General features: G+C 33.9%; 19 protein-coding genes and 1 pseudogene. 8 read left to right on the top strand and 12 right to left on the bottom strand.

Going from position 1 to position 21395, the window contains the following annotated elements; genetic code table 11:
- Window positions 1-17: 17 nt before the first annotated feature.
- The 4 genes from A6J68_RS06430 to A6J68_RS06415 all read left to right on the top strand — a co-directional run bounded on the left by A6J68_RS06430 (window position 18) and on the right by A6J68_RS06415 (window position 3449).
- Window positions 18-350 carry a putative DNA-binding protein gene (locus tag A6J68_RS06430; protein WP_000402075.1) on the top strand — a complete coding sequence of 111 codons (333 nt, stop codon included), beginning with the start codon at window positions 18-20 and terminating at the stop codon, window positions 348-350.
- Window positions 351-367: 17 nt separating this feature from the next.
- Entirely contained in the window at window positions 368-1933 is a 1566-nt protein-coding gene (gene ffh, locus A6J68_RS06425) for a signal recognition particle protein (protein ID WP_000863591.1), read from the top strand.
- Between the two features lie 66 nt (window positions 1934-1999).
- Window positions 2000-2686 carry a SatD family protein gene (locus A6J68_RS06420; RefSeq protein ID WP_000280311.1) on the top strand — a complete coding sequence of 229 codons (687 nt, stop codon included), beginning with the start codon at window positions 2000-2002 and terminating at the stop codon, window positions 2684-2686.
- Window positions 2676-3449 (top strand): DUF3307 domain-containing protein, encoded by a 774-nt coding sequence (locus A6J68_RS06415; RefSeq protein ID WP_000622399.1) that lies wholly within the window; start codon window positions 2676-2678, stop codon window positions 3447-3449. Before A6J68_RS06420 ends, A6J68_RS06415 begins: the two co-directional genes overlap by 11 nt.
- 32 nt (window positions 3450-3481) lie before the next feature.
- Here A6J68_RS06415 and A6J68_RS06410 read toward each other — a convergent pair whose 3' ends face one another.
- On the bottom strand, window positions 3482-5077 hold the full coding sequence (locus tag A6J68_RS06410; RefSeq protein WP_000093958.1) for a peptide ABC transporter substrate-binding protein: 1596 nt from the start codon (window positions 5075-5077) through the stop codon (window positions 3482-3484).
- A 384-nt stretch (window positions 5078-5461) separates the two neighbouring features.
- Here A6J68_RS06410 and xerS point away from each other — a divergent pair, with 384 nt between their 5' ends.
- Window positions 5462-6532, top strand: coding sequence for a tyrosine recombinase XerS (gene xerS, locus A6J68_RS06405; RefSeq protein ID WP_000817931.1), 1071 nt, complete (start codon window positions 5462-5464; stop codon window positions 6530-6532).
- A 42-nt stretch (window positions 6533-6574) separates the two neighbouring features.
- On the opposite strand, the gene A6J68_RS06400 is transcribed toward xerS, so the two are convergent.
- From A6J68_RS06400 to A6J68_RS06380, 5 genes are all read right to left on the bottom strand, one after another.
- Window positions 6575-7513 carry a sensor histidine kinase gene (locus A6J68_RS06400; protein ID WP_000620981.1) on the bottom strand — a complete coding sequence of 313 codons (939 nt, stop codon included), beginning with the start codon at window positions 7511-7513 and terminating at the stop codon, window positions 6575-6577.
- Window positions 7510-8178, bottom strand: a complete 669-nt coding sequence (locus tag A6J68_RS06395; RefSeq protein WP_000076874.1) for a response regulator transcription factor — start codon at window positions 8176-8178, stop codon at window positions 7510-7512. The genes A6J68_RS06400 and A6J68_RS06395 overlap by 4 nt, the downstream gene beginning before the upstream one ends.
- 109 nt (window positions 8179-8287) lie before the next feature.
- Entirely contained in the window at window positions 8288-10243 is a 1956-nt protein-coding gene (locus tag A6J68_RS06390) for an FtsX-like permease family protein (protein ID WP_000499553.1), read from the bottom strand.
- 1 nt (window position 10244) lies between these two features.
- Window positions 10245-10997 (bottom strand): ABC transporter ATP-binding protein, encoded by a 753-nt coding sequence (locus A6J68_RS06385; RefSeq protein WP_000923535.1) that lies wholly within the window; start codon window positions 10995-10997, stop codon window positions 10245-10247.
- 25 nt (window positions 10998-11022) lie between these two features.
- Window positions 11023-11985, bottom strand: coding sequence for a S41 family peptidase (locus tag A6J68_RS06380; RefSeq protein ID WP_001253125.1), 963 nt, complete (start codon window positions 11983-11985; stop codon window positions 11023-11025).
- Between the two features lie 165 nt (window positions 11986-12150).
- Here A6J68_RS06380 and A6J68_RS06375 point away from each other — a divergent pair.
- A pseudogene (locus A6J68_RS06375) lies at window positions 12151-12638 on the top strand (PASTA domain-containing protein).
- 31 nt (window positions 12639-12669) lie between these two features.
- Here the strand turns inward: A6J68_RS06375 and A6J68_RS06370 are convergent.
- The 4 genes from A6J68_RS06370 to A6J68_RS06355 all read right to left on the bottom strand — a co-directional run bounded on the left by A6J68_RS06370 (window position 12670) and on the right by A6J68_RS06355 (window position 16618).
- Entirely contained in the window at window positions 12670-13518 is an 849-nt protein-coding gene (locus A6J68_RS06370; RefSeq protein WP_000694284.1) for a MetQ/NlpA family ABC transporter substrate-binding protein, read from the bottom strand.
- Window positions 13519-13650: 132 nt separating this feature from the next.
- Entirely contained in the window at window positions 13651-14394 is a 744-nt protein-coding gene (locus A6J68_RS06365; RefSeq protein WP_000559002.1) for a GNAT family N-acetyltransferase, read from the bottom strand.
- A gap of 77 nt (window positions 14395-14471) precedes the next feature.
- Complete coding sequence (trmFO, locus tag A6J68_RS06360; RefSeq protein ID WP_000083755.1) at window positions 14472-15806, bottom strand: methylenetetrahydrofolate--tRNA-(uracil(54)-C(5))-methyltransferase (FADH(2)-oxidizing) TrmFO; 1335 nt, start codon at window positions 15804-15806, stop codon at window positions 14472-14474.
- Window positions 15807-15919: 113 nt separating this feature from the next.
- Window positions 15920-16618, bottom strand: coding sequence for a GntR family transcriptional regulator (locus A6J68_RS06355; RefSeq protein WP_105253170.1), 699 nt, complete (start codon window positions 16616-16618; stop codon window positions 15920-15922).
- 212 nt (window positions 16619-16830) lie between these two features.
- Between A6J68_RS06355 and guaA the strand changes: the two genes are divergently transcribed.
- Together guaA and A6J68_RS06345 are read left to right on the top strand one after the other, a co-directional pair.
- Window positions 16831-18393: a glutamine-hydrolyzing GMP synthase gene (guaA, locus tag A6J68_RS06350; protein ID WP_000129872.1), complete on the top strand. Its 1563-nt coding sequence runs from the start codon at window positions 16831-16833 to the stop codon at window positions 18391-18393.
- Window positions 18394-18662: 269 nt separating this feature from the next.
- Entirely contained in the window at window positions 18663-19790 is a 1128-nt protein-coding gene (locus A6J68_RS06345; RefSeq protein WP_000547446.1) for a cation:proton antiporter, read from the top strand.
- Between the two features lie 62 nt (window positions 19791-19852).
- Here A6J68_RS06345 and A6J68_RS06340 read toward each other — a convergent pair whose 3' ends face one another.
- Window positions 19853-20815: a DUF1002 domain-containing protein gene (locus tag A6J68_RS06340; RefSeq protein ID WP_000023418.1), complete on the bottom strand. Its 963-nt coding sequence runs from the start codon at window positions 20813-20815 to the stop codon at window positions 19853-19855.
- Window positions 20816-20967: 152 nt separating this feature from the next.
- Window positions 20968-21381, bottom strand: a complete 414-nt coding sequence (locus A6J68_RS06335; protein WP_000767937.1) for a VOC family protein — start codon at window positions 21379-21381, stop codon at window positions 20968-20970.
- Between the last annotated feature and the right edge of the window lie 14 nt (window positions 21382-21395).

The raw sequence follows: 21395 nt of genomic DNA, 5'->3' as shown, positions 1-21395 counted from the left end.
TTGGTATAATAAAAGCTATGGAAATTGAAAAAACAAATCGTATGAATGCCCTTTTTGAGTTTTATGCGGCATTATTAACAGATAAACAAATGAATTATATCGAGTTATACTACGCCGATGACTACAGCCTTGCTGAAATAGCTGAAGAATCCGGTGTTAGCCGACAAGCTGTCTATGATAATATCAAACGAACTGAAAAAATTCTTGAGGCGTACGAAATGAAACTACATATGTATTCAGATTATATTGTCCGTAGTCAGATTTTTGATGACATTCTAGAAAAATATACCGATGATGCCTTTTTACAAGAAAAAATTTCCATTCTAAGTAGCATTGATAATAGAGATTAAATGAGGAGAAATAATTTATGGCTTTCGAAAGTTTAACAGAGCGCCTGCAAGGAGTTTTTAAAAATATTCGTGGTAAGAAAAAGTTATCTGAAAAAGATGTGCAAGAAGTCACCAAGGAGATTCGTCTAGCTCTTTTAGAAGCTGACGTTGCTCTTCCAGTTGTTAAAACCTTTATTAAACATGTTCGTGAACGTGCTGTTGGACATGAAATCATTGATACACTAGATCCTACGCAACAAATTGTTAAGATTGTCAATGAAGAGCTAACAGATTTATTAGGGGCTGAGACCTCTGAAATTGAAAAATCCCCTAAAATTCCAACCATCATTATGATGGTTGGTCTACAAGGTGCTGGTAAAACAACTTTTGCCGGTAAGTTAGCAAACAAACTAATCAAAGAAGACAATGCTCGTCCTATGATGATAGCAGCTGATATTTATCGACCAGCTGCTATTGATCAGTTAAAAACCCTTGGTAGCCAGATTAATGTTCCTGTCTTTGATATGGGAACTAACCATTCAGCAGTTGAGATTGTCACTAAAGGTTTAGAACAGGCTCGTGAAAATCGTAATGACTATGTTCTTATTGATACAGCCGGACGCCTACAAATTGATGCAACCCTTATGCAGGAATTGCATGATGTCAAAGCCATAGCTCAACCTAATGAAATACTCCTTGTCGTTGACAGCATGATTGGACAGGAAGCTGCAAATGTCGCTGAAGAATTTAACCGTCAGCTCAGCATTAGTGGTGTTGTTCTGACAAAGATTGACGGTGATACACGCGGTGGTGCTGCCCTTTCAGTACGCGAAATTACTGGAAAACCAATTAAATTTACAGGGACAGGGGAAAAAATCACTGATATTGAAACTTTCCATCCCGATCGTATGGCAAGCCGTATATTGGGGATGGGAGACCTGCTAACACTTATTGAGCGCGCTAGTCAAGAATACGACGAAAAACGTTCAATGGAATTAGCGGAGAAAATGCGTGAAAACACCTTTGACTTCAACGATTTTATTGATCAATTAGATCAAGTTCAAAATATGGGGCCAATGGAAGATCTCCTTAAAATGCTTCCAGGAATGGCTAACAATCCAGCAATGAAAAACTTCAAAGTGGATGAAAACGAAATTGCTCGCAAAAGAGCCATTGTGTCATCAATGACTCCAGAAGAGAGAGAAAATCCAAATCTCCTCAATCCAAGTCGTAGACGTCGTATTGCTGCTGGATCAGGTAATACTTTCGTTGATGTTAATAAATTCATTAAAGATTTTAACCAGGCAAAACAAATGATGCAAGGCGTGATGTCCGGTGATATGAATAAAATGATGAAAAAAATGGGAATTGATCCTAATAACCTCCCTAAAGATATGCCTGGAATGGACGGAATGGATATGTCTAATTTAGAAGGTATGATGGGGCAAAATGGCATGCCTGACTTATCTAGTTTAGGTGGCGATATGGACTTCAGCCAAATGTTTGGTGGTGGCTTAAAAGGAAAAGTAGGAGCCTTTGCAGCTAAACAATCAATGAAACGTATGGCTAATAAAATGAAGAAAGCTAAGAAGAAACGCAAATAAAAATGTCTATTTAAATAGACATTTTTATTTTTGTCTGCTATAATAGACAAAAAGGTGGTGATATTTATGTATTTAGCATTAATCGGTGATATCATTAATTCAAAACAGATACTTGAACGTGAAACTTTCCAACAGTCTTTTCAGCAACTAATGACCGAACTATCTGATGTATATGGTGAAGAGCTGATTTCTCCATTCACTATTACAGCTGGTGATGAATTTCAAGCTTTATTGAAACAATCAAAAAAGGTATTTCAAATTATTGACCATATTCAACTAGCTCTAAAACCTGTTAATGTAAGGTTCGGCCTCGGTACAGGAAACATTATAACATCCATCAATTCAAATGAAAGTATCGGTGCTGATGGTCCTGCCTACTGGCATGCTCGCTCAGCTATTAATCATATACATGATAAAAATGATTATGGAACAGTTCAAGTAGCTATTTGCCTTGATGATGAAGACCAAAACCTTGAATTAACACTAAATAGTCTCATTTCAGCTGGTGATTTTATCAAGTCAAAATGGACTACAAACCATTTTCAAATGCTTGAGCACTTAATACTTCAAGATAATTATCAAGAACAATTTCAACATCAAAAGTTAGCCCAACTGGAAAATATTGAACCTAGTGCGCTGACTAAACGCCTTAAAGCAAGCGGTCTGAAGATTTACTTAAGAACGAGAACACAGGCAGCCGATCTATTAGTTAAAAGTTGCACTCAAACTAAAGGGGGAAGCTATGATTTCTGATTTTTTAAGGGATAATCCAATCCTAACTTTATTATTTTGCGCACATTTTTTAGCTGACTTTCAGTGGCAAAGTCAATCCTTAGCAGATAGTAAATCACATAGTTGGAGGGGACTCTGGAGACATCTCTTGATTGTTTTCCTCCCCCTAGCAGCTTTAATGATATTGATACCAGAAACTACTTTGTTAAATTTAAGCATATGGGGAAGTCATATTGTTATTGATAGTATAAAGAAATTGAGTTACCCTTGGGTAGAGGAAGGGCATTTCCAAAAAGCAGCTTTTATTATAGACCAACTAGCCCACTATACTTGCATTATCGTTTTTTACCATGCGCTTCCTACATATTTACCGCCTAATCATTGGCTTTTGCCTATCAAGCACTTTATTGTCATAGCTCTGGTTTTTATCATTATCACCAAACCCATTAATATTGTGTTTAAAATTTTCTTTAATAAATTTCAAGCTAAAGAATTATCATCATTATTAACACAAGAAAAAACAAAAATAATGAAAGAAAAATCTGAAGATCATGAAGAAACAATTGAAGGAGCAGGAGCTATGATTGGTAATTTAGAGCGTCTAATTATGGCTATATTACTAATCTCAGGACAGTATGCTGCTATAGGTCTTGTTTTTACTGCAAAATCCATTGCACGTTACGATAAAATTTCTAAAAGTCAGGTTTTTGCCGAATATTATTTAATTGGATCATTGTTCTCAATTATAAGTGTTTTGATAACTCATTGGGTACTTTTGGTATAGAAAAGCGCTAGAAATATCCTAACGCTTTTCTTTTATTCTGTCTTATAAGCATAAGTAAAATCAACATTCAAACCAGTTGAATTTCTTACCAACCCCTTTAATTTAGAATTTTGGAGTCCTTTTTTCCCTAGGTAATAAACTGGGTTATAATATGATTGATCAAATAAAGCTTTTTCAGCAGTTTTGTAATCATTAGCGGCATCTCCTGGTTTCAAGGCGTCAGTAGTAATTGCCTTTTGATAGGCATTGTCATACTCTTTAGAAGAAAATTTACCATAATTATACGCAGAATTAGTCGTGAATAACCCATAGAAAGTTGATCCTTCTGGATAATCTCCTCCCCATGAGAAGAGCACGACATCAAAATTTTCATTTTTTGCATCTTCAAGGCGTTGCTTGAAAGTAACAAATTTTTCTTCAACAGTTAGACCAGGCAAAGCACTCTCCCATGTAGATTTCACATAGTCAACAGCATTTTTAGCTGCTGGAGAGTCCGAATCAGCTGTGATTGTTAACTTGAGAGATGACTGACCAACCTCAGCAAGACCTTCTTTAAAAAGTTTTTGAGCTTTACTTGTATTATACGTATAACCTGGGGCAGTATACTTGGAAAGATCCTCACCATTAGGTAATTTGGCTAATTTTTTAGGGACCAGAGATTCAGCAGGAGTTGAACCTGTATCAACTGCCGCTTTAACAACACCTTTACGATCAGTCGCTAAATTCAAAGCTTGCCTAATTTTCTGATTTGTCAATGCTTTAACCGAACCAGTTTGGTTATAAATAGCAGAAGTTCCTGATATTTCAGCAAAATCAATCTGACCTTGCTTGTACATTTGAACTGCAGTATCTGGTTTTTTGATAGTTTGAACTATGACACTATTTGTTTTAACATGTTTAGAATCCCAATAATATTTATTTTTGACTAATTTAAATTTACCATTTGAACCATTCCAATCCTTAACAAGGTAAGGACCTGAGTAAATTTGATTTTTTGATGTTGTACCATAATCTTTACCAACTTTTTCAACATACGATTGTTTTTGAGGCATAAAATTAGAGAAGGCTAAATAATATTTAAATTGAGGGCATGGACTTGTCAATTTAAAGGTCACTTGATTGCCTTTAGCTGTTACACCAAGTTTATTTAAATCTTTAATATCTCCAGAATTAATCTTATCAGCATTTAAAAGGTGCGATTCTGTCGCCAAGTAAGCATATTCAGATGCAGTTTTAGGATCAACTATTCTCCGCCATGTGTAAACAAAATCTTCAGCGCTTAGTTTGCTTCCATCTGACCATTTTAAATTATCACGAAGTGTAGCAGTATAAGTAAGACCATCAGAAGAAACGGATACTTTTTTAGCTAAATCGGGTTTTGGTTTGCCCTCTTTATCAATTCTAAGTAAATTGCTGCCTGAATTACCTATAGCTAAGTTTGAATAAGCATCTGTATTCTTTGAAATGTCCAATGTACTGATTTCAGTAGGAATATACCAATTAATAACTTTATTATCTCCAGAGTTCTTTGACTCATTACCACAGGCAACCAGGGTAACTGTGGTGGCTGTTAGAGTCGCCAAAGATATACCCAAAAACTTAAGTTTTTTTCTATTAAAACTAGACATAATACCAGTCCTCCTAAACCTTTTTTTATAAGACATAGTAGATCTAATATTGAGAAAACTAGTATATTTTAAAGTAGAATTTAACTTTGGTTATTAACTTGCAAATATAATTAAAAATAATTGAGTACACTTTATTACCTTTTCAGATACCGATAAAATCAATGAAATTATGAATCAGTTTTCTCAAAATACTCTGTCTTTACTATAACAAACATGTTAAACGATAATAAGTAATACTGATCATCATAAAGAATGGATATTTGATGTACTTACCGAATGAATTCCTGTTTTTAACTTTTAAACTTTCCGAAAAACTATAATTTTCTTGAAAGTTATGATAGAGTATGATATACTTCTATTTATAGATATAATGGAGATTTTATTATGAAACGTGAATTACTACTCGAAAAAATCGATGAACTAAAAGAAATTATGCCTTGGTATGTTCTAGAATATTATCAATCAAAGCTTTCTGTTCCTTATAGTTTCACAACACTCTACGAATATTTAAAAGAATATAGACGTTTTCTTGAATGGTTATTGGATTCTGGTGTTGCTAATTGTCATCACATTGCAGAAATTGAGCTTTCAGTTTTAGAAAACCTTACTAAAAAAGATATGGAAGCTTTTATACTATATTTACGAGAACGCCCTTTATTAAATGCTAACACAAGGCAAAATGGGGTGTCTCAAACCACCATTAACAGAACTCTATCTGCCTTATCTAGTCTTTTCAAATACCTTACTGAAGAGGTTGAGAATGCTGACGGGGAGCCTTACTTTTATCGCAATGTCATGAAAAAAGTCTCAACCAAAAAGAAAAAGGAAACTTTAGCTTCTCGGGCAGAAAATATTAAACAAAAGTTATTTTTGGGCAATGAAACGATAGAATTCTTAGAGTATATAGATTGTGAATATCAAAACAAACTTTCCAAACGTGCTTTAGCTTTTTTCAACAAAAATAAAGAGAGAGATTTAGCTATTATTGCTTTGCTACTAGCTTCAGGAGTGCGTCTATCTGAGGCAGTAAACTTAGATTTAAAGGATATTAACCTTAATGTAATGGTTATTGATGTCACACGAAAAGGGGGGAAAAGGGACTCTGTCAATGTCGCTAGCTTTGCGAAGCCCTACCTTGCTAATTATTTAGACATCCGTAAAAATAGATACAAAGCAGAAAATCAGGACATTGCTCTATTTTTATCAGAATACCGTGGGGTGCCAAATCGTATTGATTCTTCAAGTGTAGAGAAAATGGTTGCTAAGTATTCCCAGGATTTTAAGGTTCGTGTAACACCTCATAAACTAAGGCATACTCTTGCTACTAGGCTATATGATGCTACAAAATCTCAAGTATTAGTTAGCCACCAACTAGGTCATGCTTCCACTCAAGTTACTGACCTATATACCCATATTGTTAACGATGAACAAAAGAACGCTTTAGATAAACTATAGTAACATAAATAAAGTTATGTAAATATTTTATTTTACATAACTTTATTTATGTATAGAAACAGCAGTCCCATAATTAATTTTGCTATCCACCGAAATGGACAAATTCAGACTAGATAAGACTTCTTTTGTCATATATAACCCCATGCCTGTTGCCTTTTGGTGCTCATGACCGTTGTAACCCGTAAAGCCATCTTCAAAAAGTCTAGGGATATCCTCTTCGAGTATGCCGATACCGTAGTCTTGTATTCTAATACTCTCTTCTCCTATGCTTATTATTATCTTTGACTCAGGATTAGAATATTTTATGGCATTATCTAGCACCTGTGAAAGAGCAAAAGTTAACCACTTTTTGTCTGTTTTCCAGATATTATCGCCTTCAATTATGATAGATAAGCTTTTGGATAGACAAATAACCTTATACGATTTTATAATTTCTACTACTACTTCTCTAAGGCTAACAGCTTCAAAACGAAAATCGTCACGATATTGTCTAAATTTCAAAAATGCTAACAACGTTTCAAGATAATGTTGCAATTTCAATAATTGTTGTTCAACTTCCTTAGGATCGAGATGATTTGTCTGGGCCATTAATGAAATAGCTGCCAATGGAACTTTCATTTGGTGCGACCACATCTTTATCATAAGTGCAACATGATTGGTTTGTTCAATTGTTTCAGAAACTTTTTGCGCTTCTCTAGCTTCTAATTGTGTAATAATATTAAAATAAGCGTAATCACTCGGTTGAAGTTCGAAAGAGGGGTCCTGACTACTATTAAAATATTTGAGATGTAACATTTTTTTCCTGTAACGACTGTATTGCCAAATACTAATTCCTAGTAAAACAATAACATTTAAACCTAAGGAATTAAACAAATAGGGCATTGGTAAATGATATAGATAGAAACTAATAAAAAATAGGACAAACATCATGATATATAAAATATACCAAATCAAGTGTTCTCTTAAAAACTGGCGTATCATTGTAGTAAATACCCAACTCCTCTCACTGTATGAATGTAATCAAAACCTATTGGGACAATTTTTTTACGTAAGCGTGTCATATTAACATTAAGTGTATTTTGATCAATAAAACTATCATTTTCCCAAAGTTTCTCTAATAGAGACTCTTTTGAGACTACTTGTTTAGGATGCATGAGCAAGATAGATAGGATTTTATTTTCTGTTGGCGATAAAATAACCTCTTTATCTTGGCTAGACAATAACCCTTCTCTTGTCAACGTAAATCCCCCAAAAGTTAATTCCTGTTGGATAAATTGTTGACTTCTCCTTAAAATAGCAGTTAGCTTAGCATCTAATACAGCTAGAGAGAATGGTTTTGAAATAAAGTCATCACCCCCCATATTTAATGCCATAACCATATCCATTTCATCATTACTAGATGAAATGAAAATAATAGGAATTGTTAAAAACTTACGCAATTCTGCAGTCCAGTAAAAACCATTAAAATAGGGTAACGTAATATCCATTAGTATCAAATCGGGTTGAAATGCGATAATTTCTTGTTTCACATCACGAAAATTGCTGACACTAGAGACATGATAGCTAGCTGATAAATGATCTTTTAAAAGTGACACAATCGTCATATCATCTTCTACAATATAAATTTTTCCTTGCTCTTGTGACATATCCCCTCCTAAAATAGTACGAAATCTCTTTCTTTCATTTAGTATAACAAATTTTTTAGTCTATCGGTTTCTATTAATGCAAAAGGATTGGTAAAATAACCAATCCTTTTTAGCGTTCAATAATATGATAATAAGTTCGACTAGTTATACGGTAAATGATAAAGTAAATTATAGAAATCGCAAGTACTGTCAAACCACTTACTACATATACGATTGTTGAGTTAAGCACCCCAAATACCAAAAGCATCTGTTTTAGCATTGGAATAGCAACTCCAAAGTGAATAACTGCTACCACTAAAGGTTGGAAGAAGAAAATCATAATTTGAGAATTAATAGTCCGTTTAACTAATTTTTTGCTCATACCTACTTCTTGTAAGATACGATAAGATCTCTTATCTTCATGACCTTCTGAGTATTGCTTATAGTAAACAATTAGAGCTATACCTAGCAAAAAGCTTATACCTAACAGAAATCCAGTAAATAATAACCCACCAAACATTTGATAACCTTCTTTTAGAAAACTCTGTTTAGTGCTAATATTTCCAACATACTTACCATCTACCTCTATTATGTCGTTTTTAGAAATTGAATTTATCTCTTGACTATTCAAATCCAAATATGCCTTAAAGGTTTTTGGAAAAGTATTGATGTTCTTAGTATAAGGTAAATATGCTTTTCTAATATTGTCAATTTGTTTGTTGTTTGCAAATATAATCAAACCCGGGTTGTAAGTATTTGTAGTCTCTGGGACATAAGCCTCTTTTAAATTTTTTACAACGTCAAATTTATTTCCCAATAGATTTATTTTTTTCAAACGGCTATCACCTTTTTGAACAAAGTAAGCCACTTGGTTATCTTTTAATTTTGGTAATTGGTGACCTAAACGACGGAAATCATTCTGAGTAATTAGGTACATAAAACCCGTTTTTGTGATATCAACATGTTTGACGTTTTTAGATGTGATATTAAGTTCACTTGATTGACTAACTGGCATCGAAATCATTGTCTGATTATAAGTGATAGCTTCCTTAGATGACTTACCTAGTTTCTTCAAAATCTTTTCTTCAAATATATTTTTCGCGTCACCTTTTGAATTATCTATTGATAAACTTACTGATTTTGGAAATAGTCCGGTAACAACATTTTGTGTATTTGAATAGAGTGAGACTGTTGTAGCAATAGTAACTAGAGCCATAACAGCTAATAAAGTGATACTTGCTAACCCTACTGCATTTTGCTTCATTCGAAAAATCATTTGCGAAGTTGATACAAAATGCTCAGATTTATAATAATAATGCTTGTTTTGACGCAACCTTTTTAAGTACCATGTCATAAAACTAATATAAAAAAGATAAGTACCAGCAATAACTAAAAGTACTGCAAAGAAGAAACGATAGATAACAGCTAATGCAGGTGCTTTACCTGAAGTAAGAGCCATTGTATAAGCGATGGCGATAGCTACTAACGCTAAAATTGCAAGTATAAGATTACCTTTTGGTTCTTTTTCTCCCTGTTGTTTCTTTCTAAAAAGACTTAATGGGGATGATAAATGAACATGTCGAATAACTGGAACTTCTAAAGTCAGAAAAATACCTGTAAATATAACGATACAAATAATAAATGGCCATAAACTTAAACTAAGATTTAGTGCATGATAGTTAATAATGTTGACAAAAATTAAATAAATAAATTTAGCAAAAAAAGCACTAAACAGACTTCCTATAGAAATAAGAAATATATAAATAATAAACAGCTCTAGACTAGCTACACGCGCAACTTGACGTTTATTCATCCCCAAAATGTTATACAGTCCAAATTCACTACTACGCTGTTTCATCAAGATATTGTAGCTATAATGTTCCATGACTACCGCAAAGATTGACAAAACAATCACTCCAAGAAAAAGAACCGTTGCCGCTGTCCCCATATCTCTTCCAACAGCACTCATTAAGATTAGTAGCGTAGAACAAGTCAATGAATAAAGTAATAAACTGGCTAAGAGGAATGGTATGTACTGGTCTATAGAATGTTTTAAATTATGCCAGGCTATTTTGAGATAAAACATATTATTCACCCCCTAATATGGCAGACATTGTTAAAGAAATATCTTTATTGAATTCGCTATTATTCTTATTACCACGATAAAGTTGGTGAAAAATACGTCCATCTTTGATAAATAAAACGCGTTTGGCATGACTAGCAGCATTTGCTGAATGGGTTACCATCAAAATAGTTTGTCCATCCAAGTTAATAGTTTCAAATAAATTCAGCAAGTCTTCTGAATTACGGTAATCTAACGCTGCTGTTGGTTCATCTGCTAATAAAATTTGAGGGTTGGTTATCAAACTACGAGCAATCGCTACACGTTGCTTTTGCCCACCAGAGAGCTCGAAAGGTCTCTTATCTAATAAGTCATCAATTCTCAGATGAGAAGATAATTCTGACAAACGATGATCCATTTCTTTGTAACGTTTACGATCAAGAACTAAAGGAAGATAGATATTATCTCTTACAGAGAGAGTATCCAAAAGGTTGAAGTCCTGAAAGACGAAACCAAGATTTTTCAAACGAAAACTCGCTAATTTTGCCTCTTTAATTTTCGTAATATCTTCCCCATTTAAAATCACTTGTCCATTTGTCGGTTTTTCTAAAGTAGCTAAAATATTTAGCAGAGTTGTTTTTCCCGAACCAGACTCTCCCATAATAGCAATGAATTCCCCTTGTTCAACTTTAAAATCGACGTCTTGTAGAGCCCTTGTCTCTTCTTTTGAAAAACGTGTACGAAAAACTTTTTCTAAGTGATTGATTTCTAATAACATATAATTCTCCTTTATTTATTATACCCTAATTTTGATTGATTCTACTCTTTAACCAAGACTGTGACTCTTGTAAAGGAAGGCTGGTTACTTGATCTGGTAAGATAGGGGTGTTCTCGTATTTATATCCTTGTCGATCACTAACTATTCCTGTAGTTAAAGCTAATCTAGCACCGTCGTAAAGCATGAAAGTTTCATTAACAGTCGTATATCCTGCTGTAGCTTGACCAAAGCTTTTAACATTAGGTAATCCTTTAAATGATAAAAAAGTCATTTCTGCCGAACTAGCAGTTTTATGATTAGTTATAATAGCGATTGGAACATGCTTAGTATTGATTGTTTTCCTAGATATTTTTAATGCTTCTAGCGGTATATTTTTCATCGTGATTGTTTTCTTATTTCCATACTTATCAGTATAATGAAATAGGGTATCATTTGGTAAAATAGAGGCTAACCCCCCAATCATAGGGATCATATTGCCGCCAGTATTATTCGATAAGTCTAAAATGAGTCCCTTATAACTTTTTTCCATCAATATATTTTGTAATTTACCACTATAATGGCTAATAGATCGTTTATCTAACTTACTTATAGAAGGAATAGTAATTAAGAGAATGTCTTCGTTTAATCTTCGATATTCTGGATATCGACTATCTAGGGTATCTCTTCGTACAGTCTCTTTGGATAATATTTGACTATGTTTACCGCCTCCATACCGTACTGCTTCCTGTACAATGTTGCGACTCTCTTGATAAGATTTTGACGTTTTCAACTTTTTTTCTGATCGTTGTCTTATAATTTGCCATTGACGACCTTGCGAATACAAACCACGCTGTTCAACACGATCTAAAATAACACGTCCATAACGTTCGCTACTAGGAGGTAATAGATAAATATTTAATGCTGAACCATAATAATGAACTACCACTCCTAAAATTCCTAAAACTATAAGCATTGGAACTACAAAAAGTAAAACTATTTTTCGCCGCATCTCTTGCTCCCCCTTTCTCTTTAAGTCTATTATATGGCAAAATGGTTTACTATAACCTTACATCTTAAGACCTATTTCTTACAAATTTGAAAGTTTTAAAAGCTTTATAAACTATAATTTTGATATAATATCTTACATAACAAATGGAAAGTACGGTGAAAACATATGGCCAAGACAAGTAAAAAATTGACAAAATCTTTAGGGCCTATTGGTAAATTAATTTCAATAATCCCTGACACAACTGAACTTATTGGAAAAGCAATTGATAATTCTCGTCCAATTATTGAAAAAGAACTTGACCGTCGTCATGAAAAAAACAGACTTATACTCAGCTTGATAATGTAGTACACCTTGATATCAATGATGCGCAAGTTTACTTAGAGCAACGCCATTTTAATGTATCAAGGATTGTTGCTGAACCAAATTCAAAGTGGGCAACCCTACATCCTAATCAAGTTGTGAATATGTCGCCTAAAGCTGGTAGGGTCAGAATCGGTTCATTAGTGAAGTTGTACTATATTACAGAGGATATCCTTGAAGAAAGTAAGACACTACTTTTATCTAAATCCGAAAAAAGTAAAGCACGACAACAACGGTTAACAGAAGTATTGAGTACCCCTAGTCAATTACTCAAAAAAAATCGAAATAAATAAGCATGATCGAATTGACCATGCTTATTTATTTTTACCAAACAGGTTGATCTAAACCTTGAGATGTTTTTTCGATAACTTTTTTAACCGCATCTGTATGGTAAGCTTTCACAACTTCTTTAATGGCTTTAGCTTTTGATTTGTCTTGCCAACCTTTTTGAGCAACTAAAAGGTTGTACCATTGTTTTGCATTTTTACTTTTTGGTTCAATAAAAATAGCTGATTTAGGATTTATTCCTGCTTCTGTCACAAAATCATTATTAATAACTGCTGCATCTGTGGAATCCAAAGAACGTGCGGTCTGTGCTGCATCTACTTCTTTTAAATCTAAAGATTTAGGATTGGAAACAACATCTGACATTGTTGCTAATGTATCACCTGATACTTTCAATTTTAGCAAGCCTGCTGATTGTAACAAGTAGAGAGAGCGACTTTCGTTAACTGCATCGTTTGGGATAGTAATAGTTGCTTTATTTGGAATTTCAGAAACTGTTTGGTATTTACCTTTACCGTTCTTAGTACCAGAGTATAATCTAAAGGAAGTAAAGTATGTCTCAGCAACGGAAACAAGATTGGTCTTATTTGCTTTATTCCAATTGTTTAAGTAATTATAATGCTGGAAAGCATTAATATCAATCTCATCACTTTCTAAAGCTTTATTAGGTTGTGTATAATCTGTGAATTCCGTAAATTTTAGCTTAACGCCTTTTTTCTTAACTAATTCTTCGATTTTATCCCAACGAGCTTTTTCAGTTTTACTCTTTACCATTGTTCCAACTCTAACGACTTTGGCGTCTTCATTTTTAGACTGACCACAGGCTCCTAAAATAAGTGCTGAAATTACTACTGTTGTCGTTAACCCTAATAGCTTTTTGATTTTCATAATTTATTTCTCCTTTGATATGGTTGTATGATTAATCAACTGATACTAGTGTAACAAAAAGCTAATGGATTAAAAAATACTTATTATCAATCAAGAGATATAGCTTTTAACTATATCATTTCTTTTATAATTTTACTTTCGAGGGCTCCGTAAAGCGGTCCAATAATAGGCGACTTCCTCATAACCTTGGTGCTCATACATTTTTCTGTTTTCTTCTTCTGAAATTAAGATAACTTTCTTAAACCCCCTACTTGCATCAAATTGTAGGCGCGTACCAATTCCTTGTCCTCTGTAGGACTCTTGGACATAAAAATCATCTATTTCCACGTATTCACCATAGTCCCAAGCTGTTACATCTCCAATAATTTGATTATCTTTAATAGCTAGGTAAACTTTAGCATTATTATTTAAAAGATTAACACGATTATCATTATACATTTGCTTAGCGTAAATTTCTCCGTAAACTATACTTTGTTTATATTTGAACTTTAGGTATTTTTCTAGGTAATTTTCATTAAGTTTAGTAAATGTGATGTCATCAAATTCTTTTTCAAAAAGTTTAAGATGATTTAATGAATTTGTAAATATGATATGTTTCTCTGATTCAAAGCCTTGTTGTGATAAAGTTCTCTGTAATTCACTGCTCAATTCAGCATTTTCCTCAAAAAATACAAAAGCAAAATCAGACTGATAATCTTTTTGTTCATCTGCTAAATAGATCATATCCTGTAAAAACTCACTTACTGTAGGCATTATTTTGTAGCTAATATAGTTTGAAAAATAACGCTCTGAAGTGATTATATTCTTAAAATGTTTATACCGATTAGTTTCCAAATAAGCTTTTTCGGATGACTCAAGTAATTCTTTATAGTGCATATTTACTCCATTCATACATTTTTAAAAATCAATATAGAAAATTTGACCTTGCTTGTTGGCAAAGTCAAATGAATATATCAATAGTTGAGAAATTTTTCTAAATCTTTCAAAGCTCGTGTAGCAATAGCTTCATAACGCTCTTTCTTATCACGAATTCGTGGACCTTCTAATTCTTTGATGATACCAAAGTTAACATTCATTGGTTGGAAATGTTTGCTGTCTGTATGTGTAATATAATGTGGCAGTGCACCAATAGCAGTAGTTTGTGGGAAAACTACTTCACTCTCCCCATTGAAGCGACGGACAGCATTGATTCCCGCTACAAGACCACTTGCTGCCGATTCTACATAACCTTCAACACCGGTCATTTGTCCAGCAAAGAAAAGATTTGGGTTCTTACGTGTAGCAAAGGTTTGGTTTAAAAGATTTGGTGAATCCATATAAGAATTGCGATGCATAACACCATACCGGACAAATTCAGCATTTTCAAGACCAGGAATCATTTGAAATACACGTTTTTGTTCTCCCCACTTAAGATGAGTTTGGAAACCAACTATGTTATAAAGAGAGCCTGCAGCATTATCTTGACGTAATTGAACAACAGCATATGGTGTTTTAAATTCACCATCTCGCGGTCCTTTGTAGTCCTCAGGATACTCCAAACCAACTGGTTTCATTGGACCATAAAGCATCGTTTTAATACCACGCTTAGCCATCACTTCGATAGGCATACAACCTTCGAAGTATTTTTCTTTCTCAAAAGAATTTAGTGGTGCTTCCTCAGCTGTAGTTAAAGCTTCATGAAAAGCCATAAATTCTTCTTTGGTCATTGGACAATTTAGATAAGCTGCTTCACCTTTGTCATACCTAGACTTAAGGTAAACTTTATTCATGTCAATCGTATTTTTATCGACAATTGGAGCGGCGGCATCGTAAAAATAAAAACCATCACCACCATTAAGTTCATGGATTTTAGCTGCCAGACTATCACTTGTTAATGGTCCTGTAGCGATAACTGTAATAGCATCTCCAGGGATATCTGTGATTTCATCACGAATTACTTCGATTAATGGATGTTTATGGATTTCCTCAGTAACAGCTTCAGAATAACCTTCTCTATCAACGGCCATGGCTCCACCTGCTGGAACTCGATGTGCCTCCCCATTTCTCATAATGATAGAATCCAAACGACGCATTTCTTCTTTTAAAAGACCAACTGCATTTGTTAGAGAATCACCGCGGAATGAATTGGAACATACTAATTCTGCAAAATTATCTGTTTTATGTTGAGGGGTTGATTTAACCCCACGCATTTCATAAAGCTTAACTGGTATTCCACGTTTAGCAATTTGATAAGCTGCTTCAGAACCAGCCAAACCAGCGCCGATAACATTAATGTAAGATTGAGACATGAACTAATACCTCTTGAAAGTAGTCAACTACTTCCTCAAATCTTTCTATATAATTTATTTTTCCATTATAACATACATAGCTACTTCTTCAAAAAACGTTATTCATTAAACTACTAGTTATTCTCTAAATAAAACTCAAAACGATCTCCAACATATTGCCCATGAACATATTCAAAAGGCTTACCATCAGTAAAGTATGAAACTTGTGTCAATGCCAAAATAGCATGGCCTGCGTTAACTTCTAAATGCGAAGCAACACGTTCACTAGCATTTCTAGCATATATAGTTTGTTGGCTTTTCCCAATTTCGTAGCCATTCTCTGTTAAGGTTTTAAAGAAATGTTCTGTAACCTCTGATTGTTCAAAACCTTTAATTAAATTCTCTGGTATAGAGGCTACCTCATAAACCAACGGTACCTTATCAGCATAACGTACCCTTTCCATACGAACCACATAATCTGACTGTGATAAATTTAATTTTTGAATTTCGGTTTCATTAGCTAGTTTTCTTTGAAATGAGATTAGTTTACTGGATGGCTTACGCCCTTGAGAACTGACAATTTCTGTAAAACTAGTTGTTCCCCGCATTTTTTCTTGAACACGATGACTAGCAACATAGGTGCCACTACCAACTCGTCTCTCCAAAATACCTTCTTCAACTAACAATGTAATTGATTGGCGAAGTGTCATACGACTTACACTATAATCATCCGCTAAATCTCTTTCGCTAGGTAACCGCTGCCCAATCTTCCAAGTCCCTTTATCGATTTCCTTTTTAATAGCGTCGTGAATTTTAATATATGCTGGTAACAATATTCTCTCCTCCTAGAATCTACACTTCATTTTACCATACTTCTATATATTTCTAACTCTAAAATCGTGAAATAATTCAGAAAAATCATAAGCAATATTTCTTGATAAGAAAGCGTTTAATCAATTATTTTAATGATGTTAATTTATATAAAATATGCTAAAATGGTATAGGTACAGCTGTTTTTAAAATTAGCTACAAAGAAAGGGAAACAATGACTGATATTTCTATATTGAATGATATCCAAAAAATTATCGTTCTAGATTACGGTAGTCAATATAACCAGCTTATCGCACGTCGTATCCGTGAATTTGGTGTATTTTCTGAGTTAAAATCACATAAAATTACGGCTGATGAAATTCGCGATATTAATCCTATTGGTATCGTACTTTCAGGTGGTCCAAATTCCGTATACGCTGATGGCGCTTTTGGAATCGATGAAGAAATTTTTGAATTAGGAATTCCAATCTTAGGAATTTGTTATGGTATGCAACTGATTACCCATAAACTCGGTGGTAAGGTTCTTCCTGCGGGAGAAGCTGGTCACCGTGAGTATGGTCAATCAGCACTTCGCCTACGCTCAGAATCAGCACTCTTTGCTGGCACTCCTCAAGAACAACTTGTTTTGATGAGCCATGGTGATGCTGTTACTGAAATCCCTGAGGGTTTCCATCTCGTTGGTGACTCTGTTGACTGTCCATTTGCTGCAATGGAAAATACTGAAAAACAATTTTATGGTATCCAATTCCACCCCGAAGTTCGTCACTCAGTATATGGCAATGATATCCTTAAAAATTTTGCTGTTAATATCTGTGGTGCACGTGGTGATTGGTCAATGGATAACTTCATTGATATGGAAATTGCAAAAATACGTGAAACTGTAGGCGATCGTAAAGTACTTCTTGGACTATCTGGCGGTGTTGATTCATCTGTTGTCGGAGTACTCCTACAACGTGCTATCGGTGATCAATTAACATGTATTTTTGTAGATCATGGTTTATTACGTAAAAATGAAGGTGACCAAGTTATGGATATGCTTGGTGGTAAATTTGGACTTAATATTATCCGTGTTGATGCTTCAAAACGCTTCCTAGATCTTCTTTCTGGTGTTGAAGATCCCGAGAGAAAACGAAAAATCATCGGAAATGAGTTCGTGTACGTTTTTGATGATGAGGCAAGTAAACTTAAAGGCGTTGATTTCCTTGCTCAAGGTACCCTCTACACAGATATTATTGAATCTGGGACAGAAACAGCCCAAACAATCAAGTCACACCATAATGTTGGTGGATTGCCAGAAGATATGCAATTTGAATTGATTGAGCCACTTAACACATTATTCAAAGATGAGGTTCGCGCTCTTGGTACTGCACTTGGAATGCCTGATGAAGTTGTATGGCGTCAACCATTCCCTGGGCCTGGTCTTGCTATTCGCGTTATGGGTGAAATTACCGAAGAAAAACTTGAAACAGTCCGCGAATCAGATGCTATTCTTCGTGAAGAAATCGCTAAAGCTGGTCTAGATCGTGACGTATGGCAGTATTTCACAGTTAATACTGGCGTACGTTCTGTCGGTGTTATGGGAGATGGTCGTACTTATGACTATACAATTGCTATCCGTGCAATTACTTCAATTGATGGCATGACAGCTGACTTTGCGCAACTTCCTTGGGATGTACTTAAGAAAATTTCGACACGTATTGTTAACGAAGTTGATCACGTTAACCGTATTGTTTATGATATTACAAGTAAACCACCTGCAACTGTTGAGTGGGAATAAAAACTTAGCTACTTTAAGTAGCTAAGTTTTTTTACTCTTATTTCTTGAATAAGGGATACTTACACTTAAAATATCATTTTTATGTAGTTCGATAGTTACAAGTTCATTATTCTTAAATTGAATATTTTTCAGTATATTTTTCCATTTTCTTGATAATAATATGAAAAAGACAGAAAAGAAATATTCCTAGATTTTAGGCTTAAAAAATGGTATTCTAAATATTCAGTACAATATGATTGATATCATTTTATTAATATTAGGAGGAAAAAATGCATATTATCATTCAAATTACAATCATTTTGTTGGCAAGCGTTCTTGCAACTCTTATTTCAAAAAGAATTGGAATACCGGCTGTTGTTGGACAACTACTTGTAGGTATCATCATCGGACCTGCAATGCTAGGACTTGTTCATCAAAATCAGGTATTACATGTCCTGTCAGAAATTGGTGTTATCTTACTCATGTTTTTAGCGGGTCTTGAAGCTAATTTTGATCTTTTAAAGAAGTATCTTAAGCCCAGTCTACTGGTCGCAATTACTGGTGTTATTGTTCCTATGGCTCTCTTCTACTTCTTGACACGCTTGTTTGGGTTCCAAATCAATACTGCTATCTTTTACGGGCTCGTATTTGCTGCAACTAGTATTTCTATCACAGTTGAAGTTTTACAAGAATACAATCGTGTAAAAACAGATACTGGTGCTATTATTTTAGGTGCTGCTGTTGCTGATGATGTCTTAGCTGTTTTGCTTCTGAGTGTCTTTATTGCAACAAATGGAAGCTCTTCTAATATCGGATTACAAATTATCATTCAATTGTTATTCTTTGTTTTCTTATTTATTTGTATGAAATACCTTGTACCTGCTCTTTTCAAATTAATCGAAAAGGTTCATTTCTTTGAGAAATATACTATTCTTGCTATCCTTATCTGTTTTTCTCTATCAATTTTAGCCGATAAAGTTGGAATGAGTTCTATCATTGGTTCGTTTTTTGCAGGATTAGCTATTGGACAAACTTCTTTTGTTGATAAGGTAGAACATAAAATTTCACTTCTTAGTTACACCTTCTTTATCCCAATTTTCTTCGCTTCAATTGCACTACCTCTTAAATTCGATGGAATGATGTCTCACCTTCACACGATATTAATCTTTACTGCTTTGGCTGTTTTATCAAAATTAATTCCAGGGTACTTTGTCGGTCGAGGCTTTAATTTTTCAAAATTAGAATCTTTAACAATTGGTGGTGGAATGGTCAGTCGTGGCGAGATGGCTCTCATTATAGTTCAAGTTGGATTAGCTGCTAAAATTATTTCAAGCACTACTTATTCCGAGCTTGTTATTGTTGTTATACTGTCAACTATTATTGCGCCATTTATTCTTAAATATTCATTTAAAGATTAGTAAAAAAACACAAACATTTATTTAGGGTAAAAAAAGTCTAGCTTATAAGCTAGACTTTTTTATTAACTACCAAACTGCTGGAAAAAATTAACAATTTGTTGCCAAATATTAGCTAAAAATCCCTTACCTGATTCAACAGCTTTATTAGCATTAAAATTGACATTGATATTTTTAAATTTAGATCCTGCTTTCGAAACAATGTTGTCTTTCAAATTATTCAAGGTGTTCGTGAAATCACTATTTTTGATGACATTACTTTGTGAAAGATTAACTGCAAAATTAACAATTAAATTTATTTGATTTTCCGTTACAGCGTTATCAAGATGATAATTTTTCAATGTTTCCTCAACAATTTTTCGAATATCATCTTTTGAAAGATCAGATCCTCCTTTAGCTACGGCTGACTTAATATCCGTTAAAGCTACATTAAGCTTGTCGGCGTCATAACCTTCCTTACCCTTATTCTCAGCATTAATACCAGATAAAGTACTTAACTCTTCTTGTGCTAGTTGTTTATTTTCTGATGATACACTTGCTCCATTTTTCTCTAATGAATAATAGATACCTGCAAGAGCACTCTCCCCAGTTACTTTTATTGGAGCAGCCACTGATATCGTTGCATGCTCAATACCTAATGTAACTGCAGCATTGCGATACATATCTTCTGTAACTTTAGTAATATTCTCAGGTGTAACAATGTTTACTGCTAAGGTATCGTTAGACCCTAATTTTTTTATTTTAACAGATGAATATAATTGGATGCTTGCATCATCAGCTATATTCATTATTTTAGCATATGAGCTAGTATTTAGCGTTTTAACTTTCGTGTCTCTAGATTCATCATAATTCAGAAGTTGTAATGTCTGTGCACGCTGTTCTTGATTTAGCGAATAACCTAAGACATAATCAGGTTGAACATAAGTTTCATCAATAACTTTCTGAACATCTGATGCAGCATATGCTGGACTCGCTAGGGTAAATAAAATAAAAGCAAGGCCTGCAAACAATAGCTTTTTAATACTCATTTTAGTATCCTCATTTCAAAATAATTCCTTTTCAATTCTTTTCATACCTTACATTATACCATGATTAACTTACTTATTTCTTTAAAAAACTTCTTGAATATAAAATTATTCAGTAAATTAAACAAAGTTGCGTATCCACGCAACTTTGTTTATTATTCATGTAATTCTAAAGGTAAACCATCTGGATCAAAGAAAAAGGTCATCTTTTTGCCAGTATAGTCATCGTAACGAATAGGCTCTACAAAAATTCCTAAATTCTCCAGTTCTACCTTGTACGCTTCCACATCTGGAACGTAAAAGGCAAGGTGTCGTAAACCACATGCTTCACGTGGCCAATTCGGCCTACCTATTCTCTGAGGAGGAGTTTCATATTCTGGATCATCAAGACGATTTCCAAATATTTCAAGCTCAATATCACCGCACCGTAAATCTAATTTATAATCATGACGCTCCGGACGATGGTTTTCACGAATAATTTCAAATCCTAGCTTATTAACATAGAAGTCTTTTGACTTTTCATAGTCAGAAACAATTATCGCAATATGATGAACAGCCTTTAATTTCATAATTCTAACTACCT

Origin of the sequence: Streptococcus sp. 'group B', from assembly GCF_002073795.1 — a bacterium.
Taxonomy (GTDB): Bacteria; Bacillota; Bacilli; order Lactobacillales; family Streptococcaceae; genus Streptococcus; species Streptococcus agalactiae.
The sequence above is the reverse complement of the archived record's forward strand: the minus strand, read 5'-3'. Positions and strand labels throughout refer to the sequence as shown.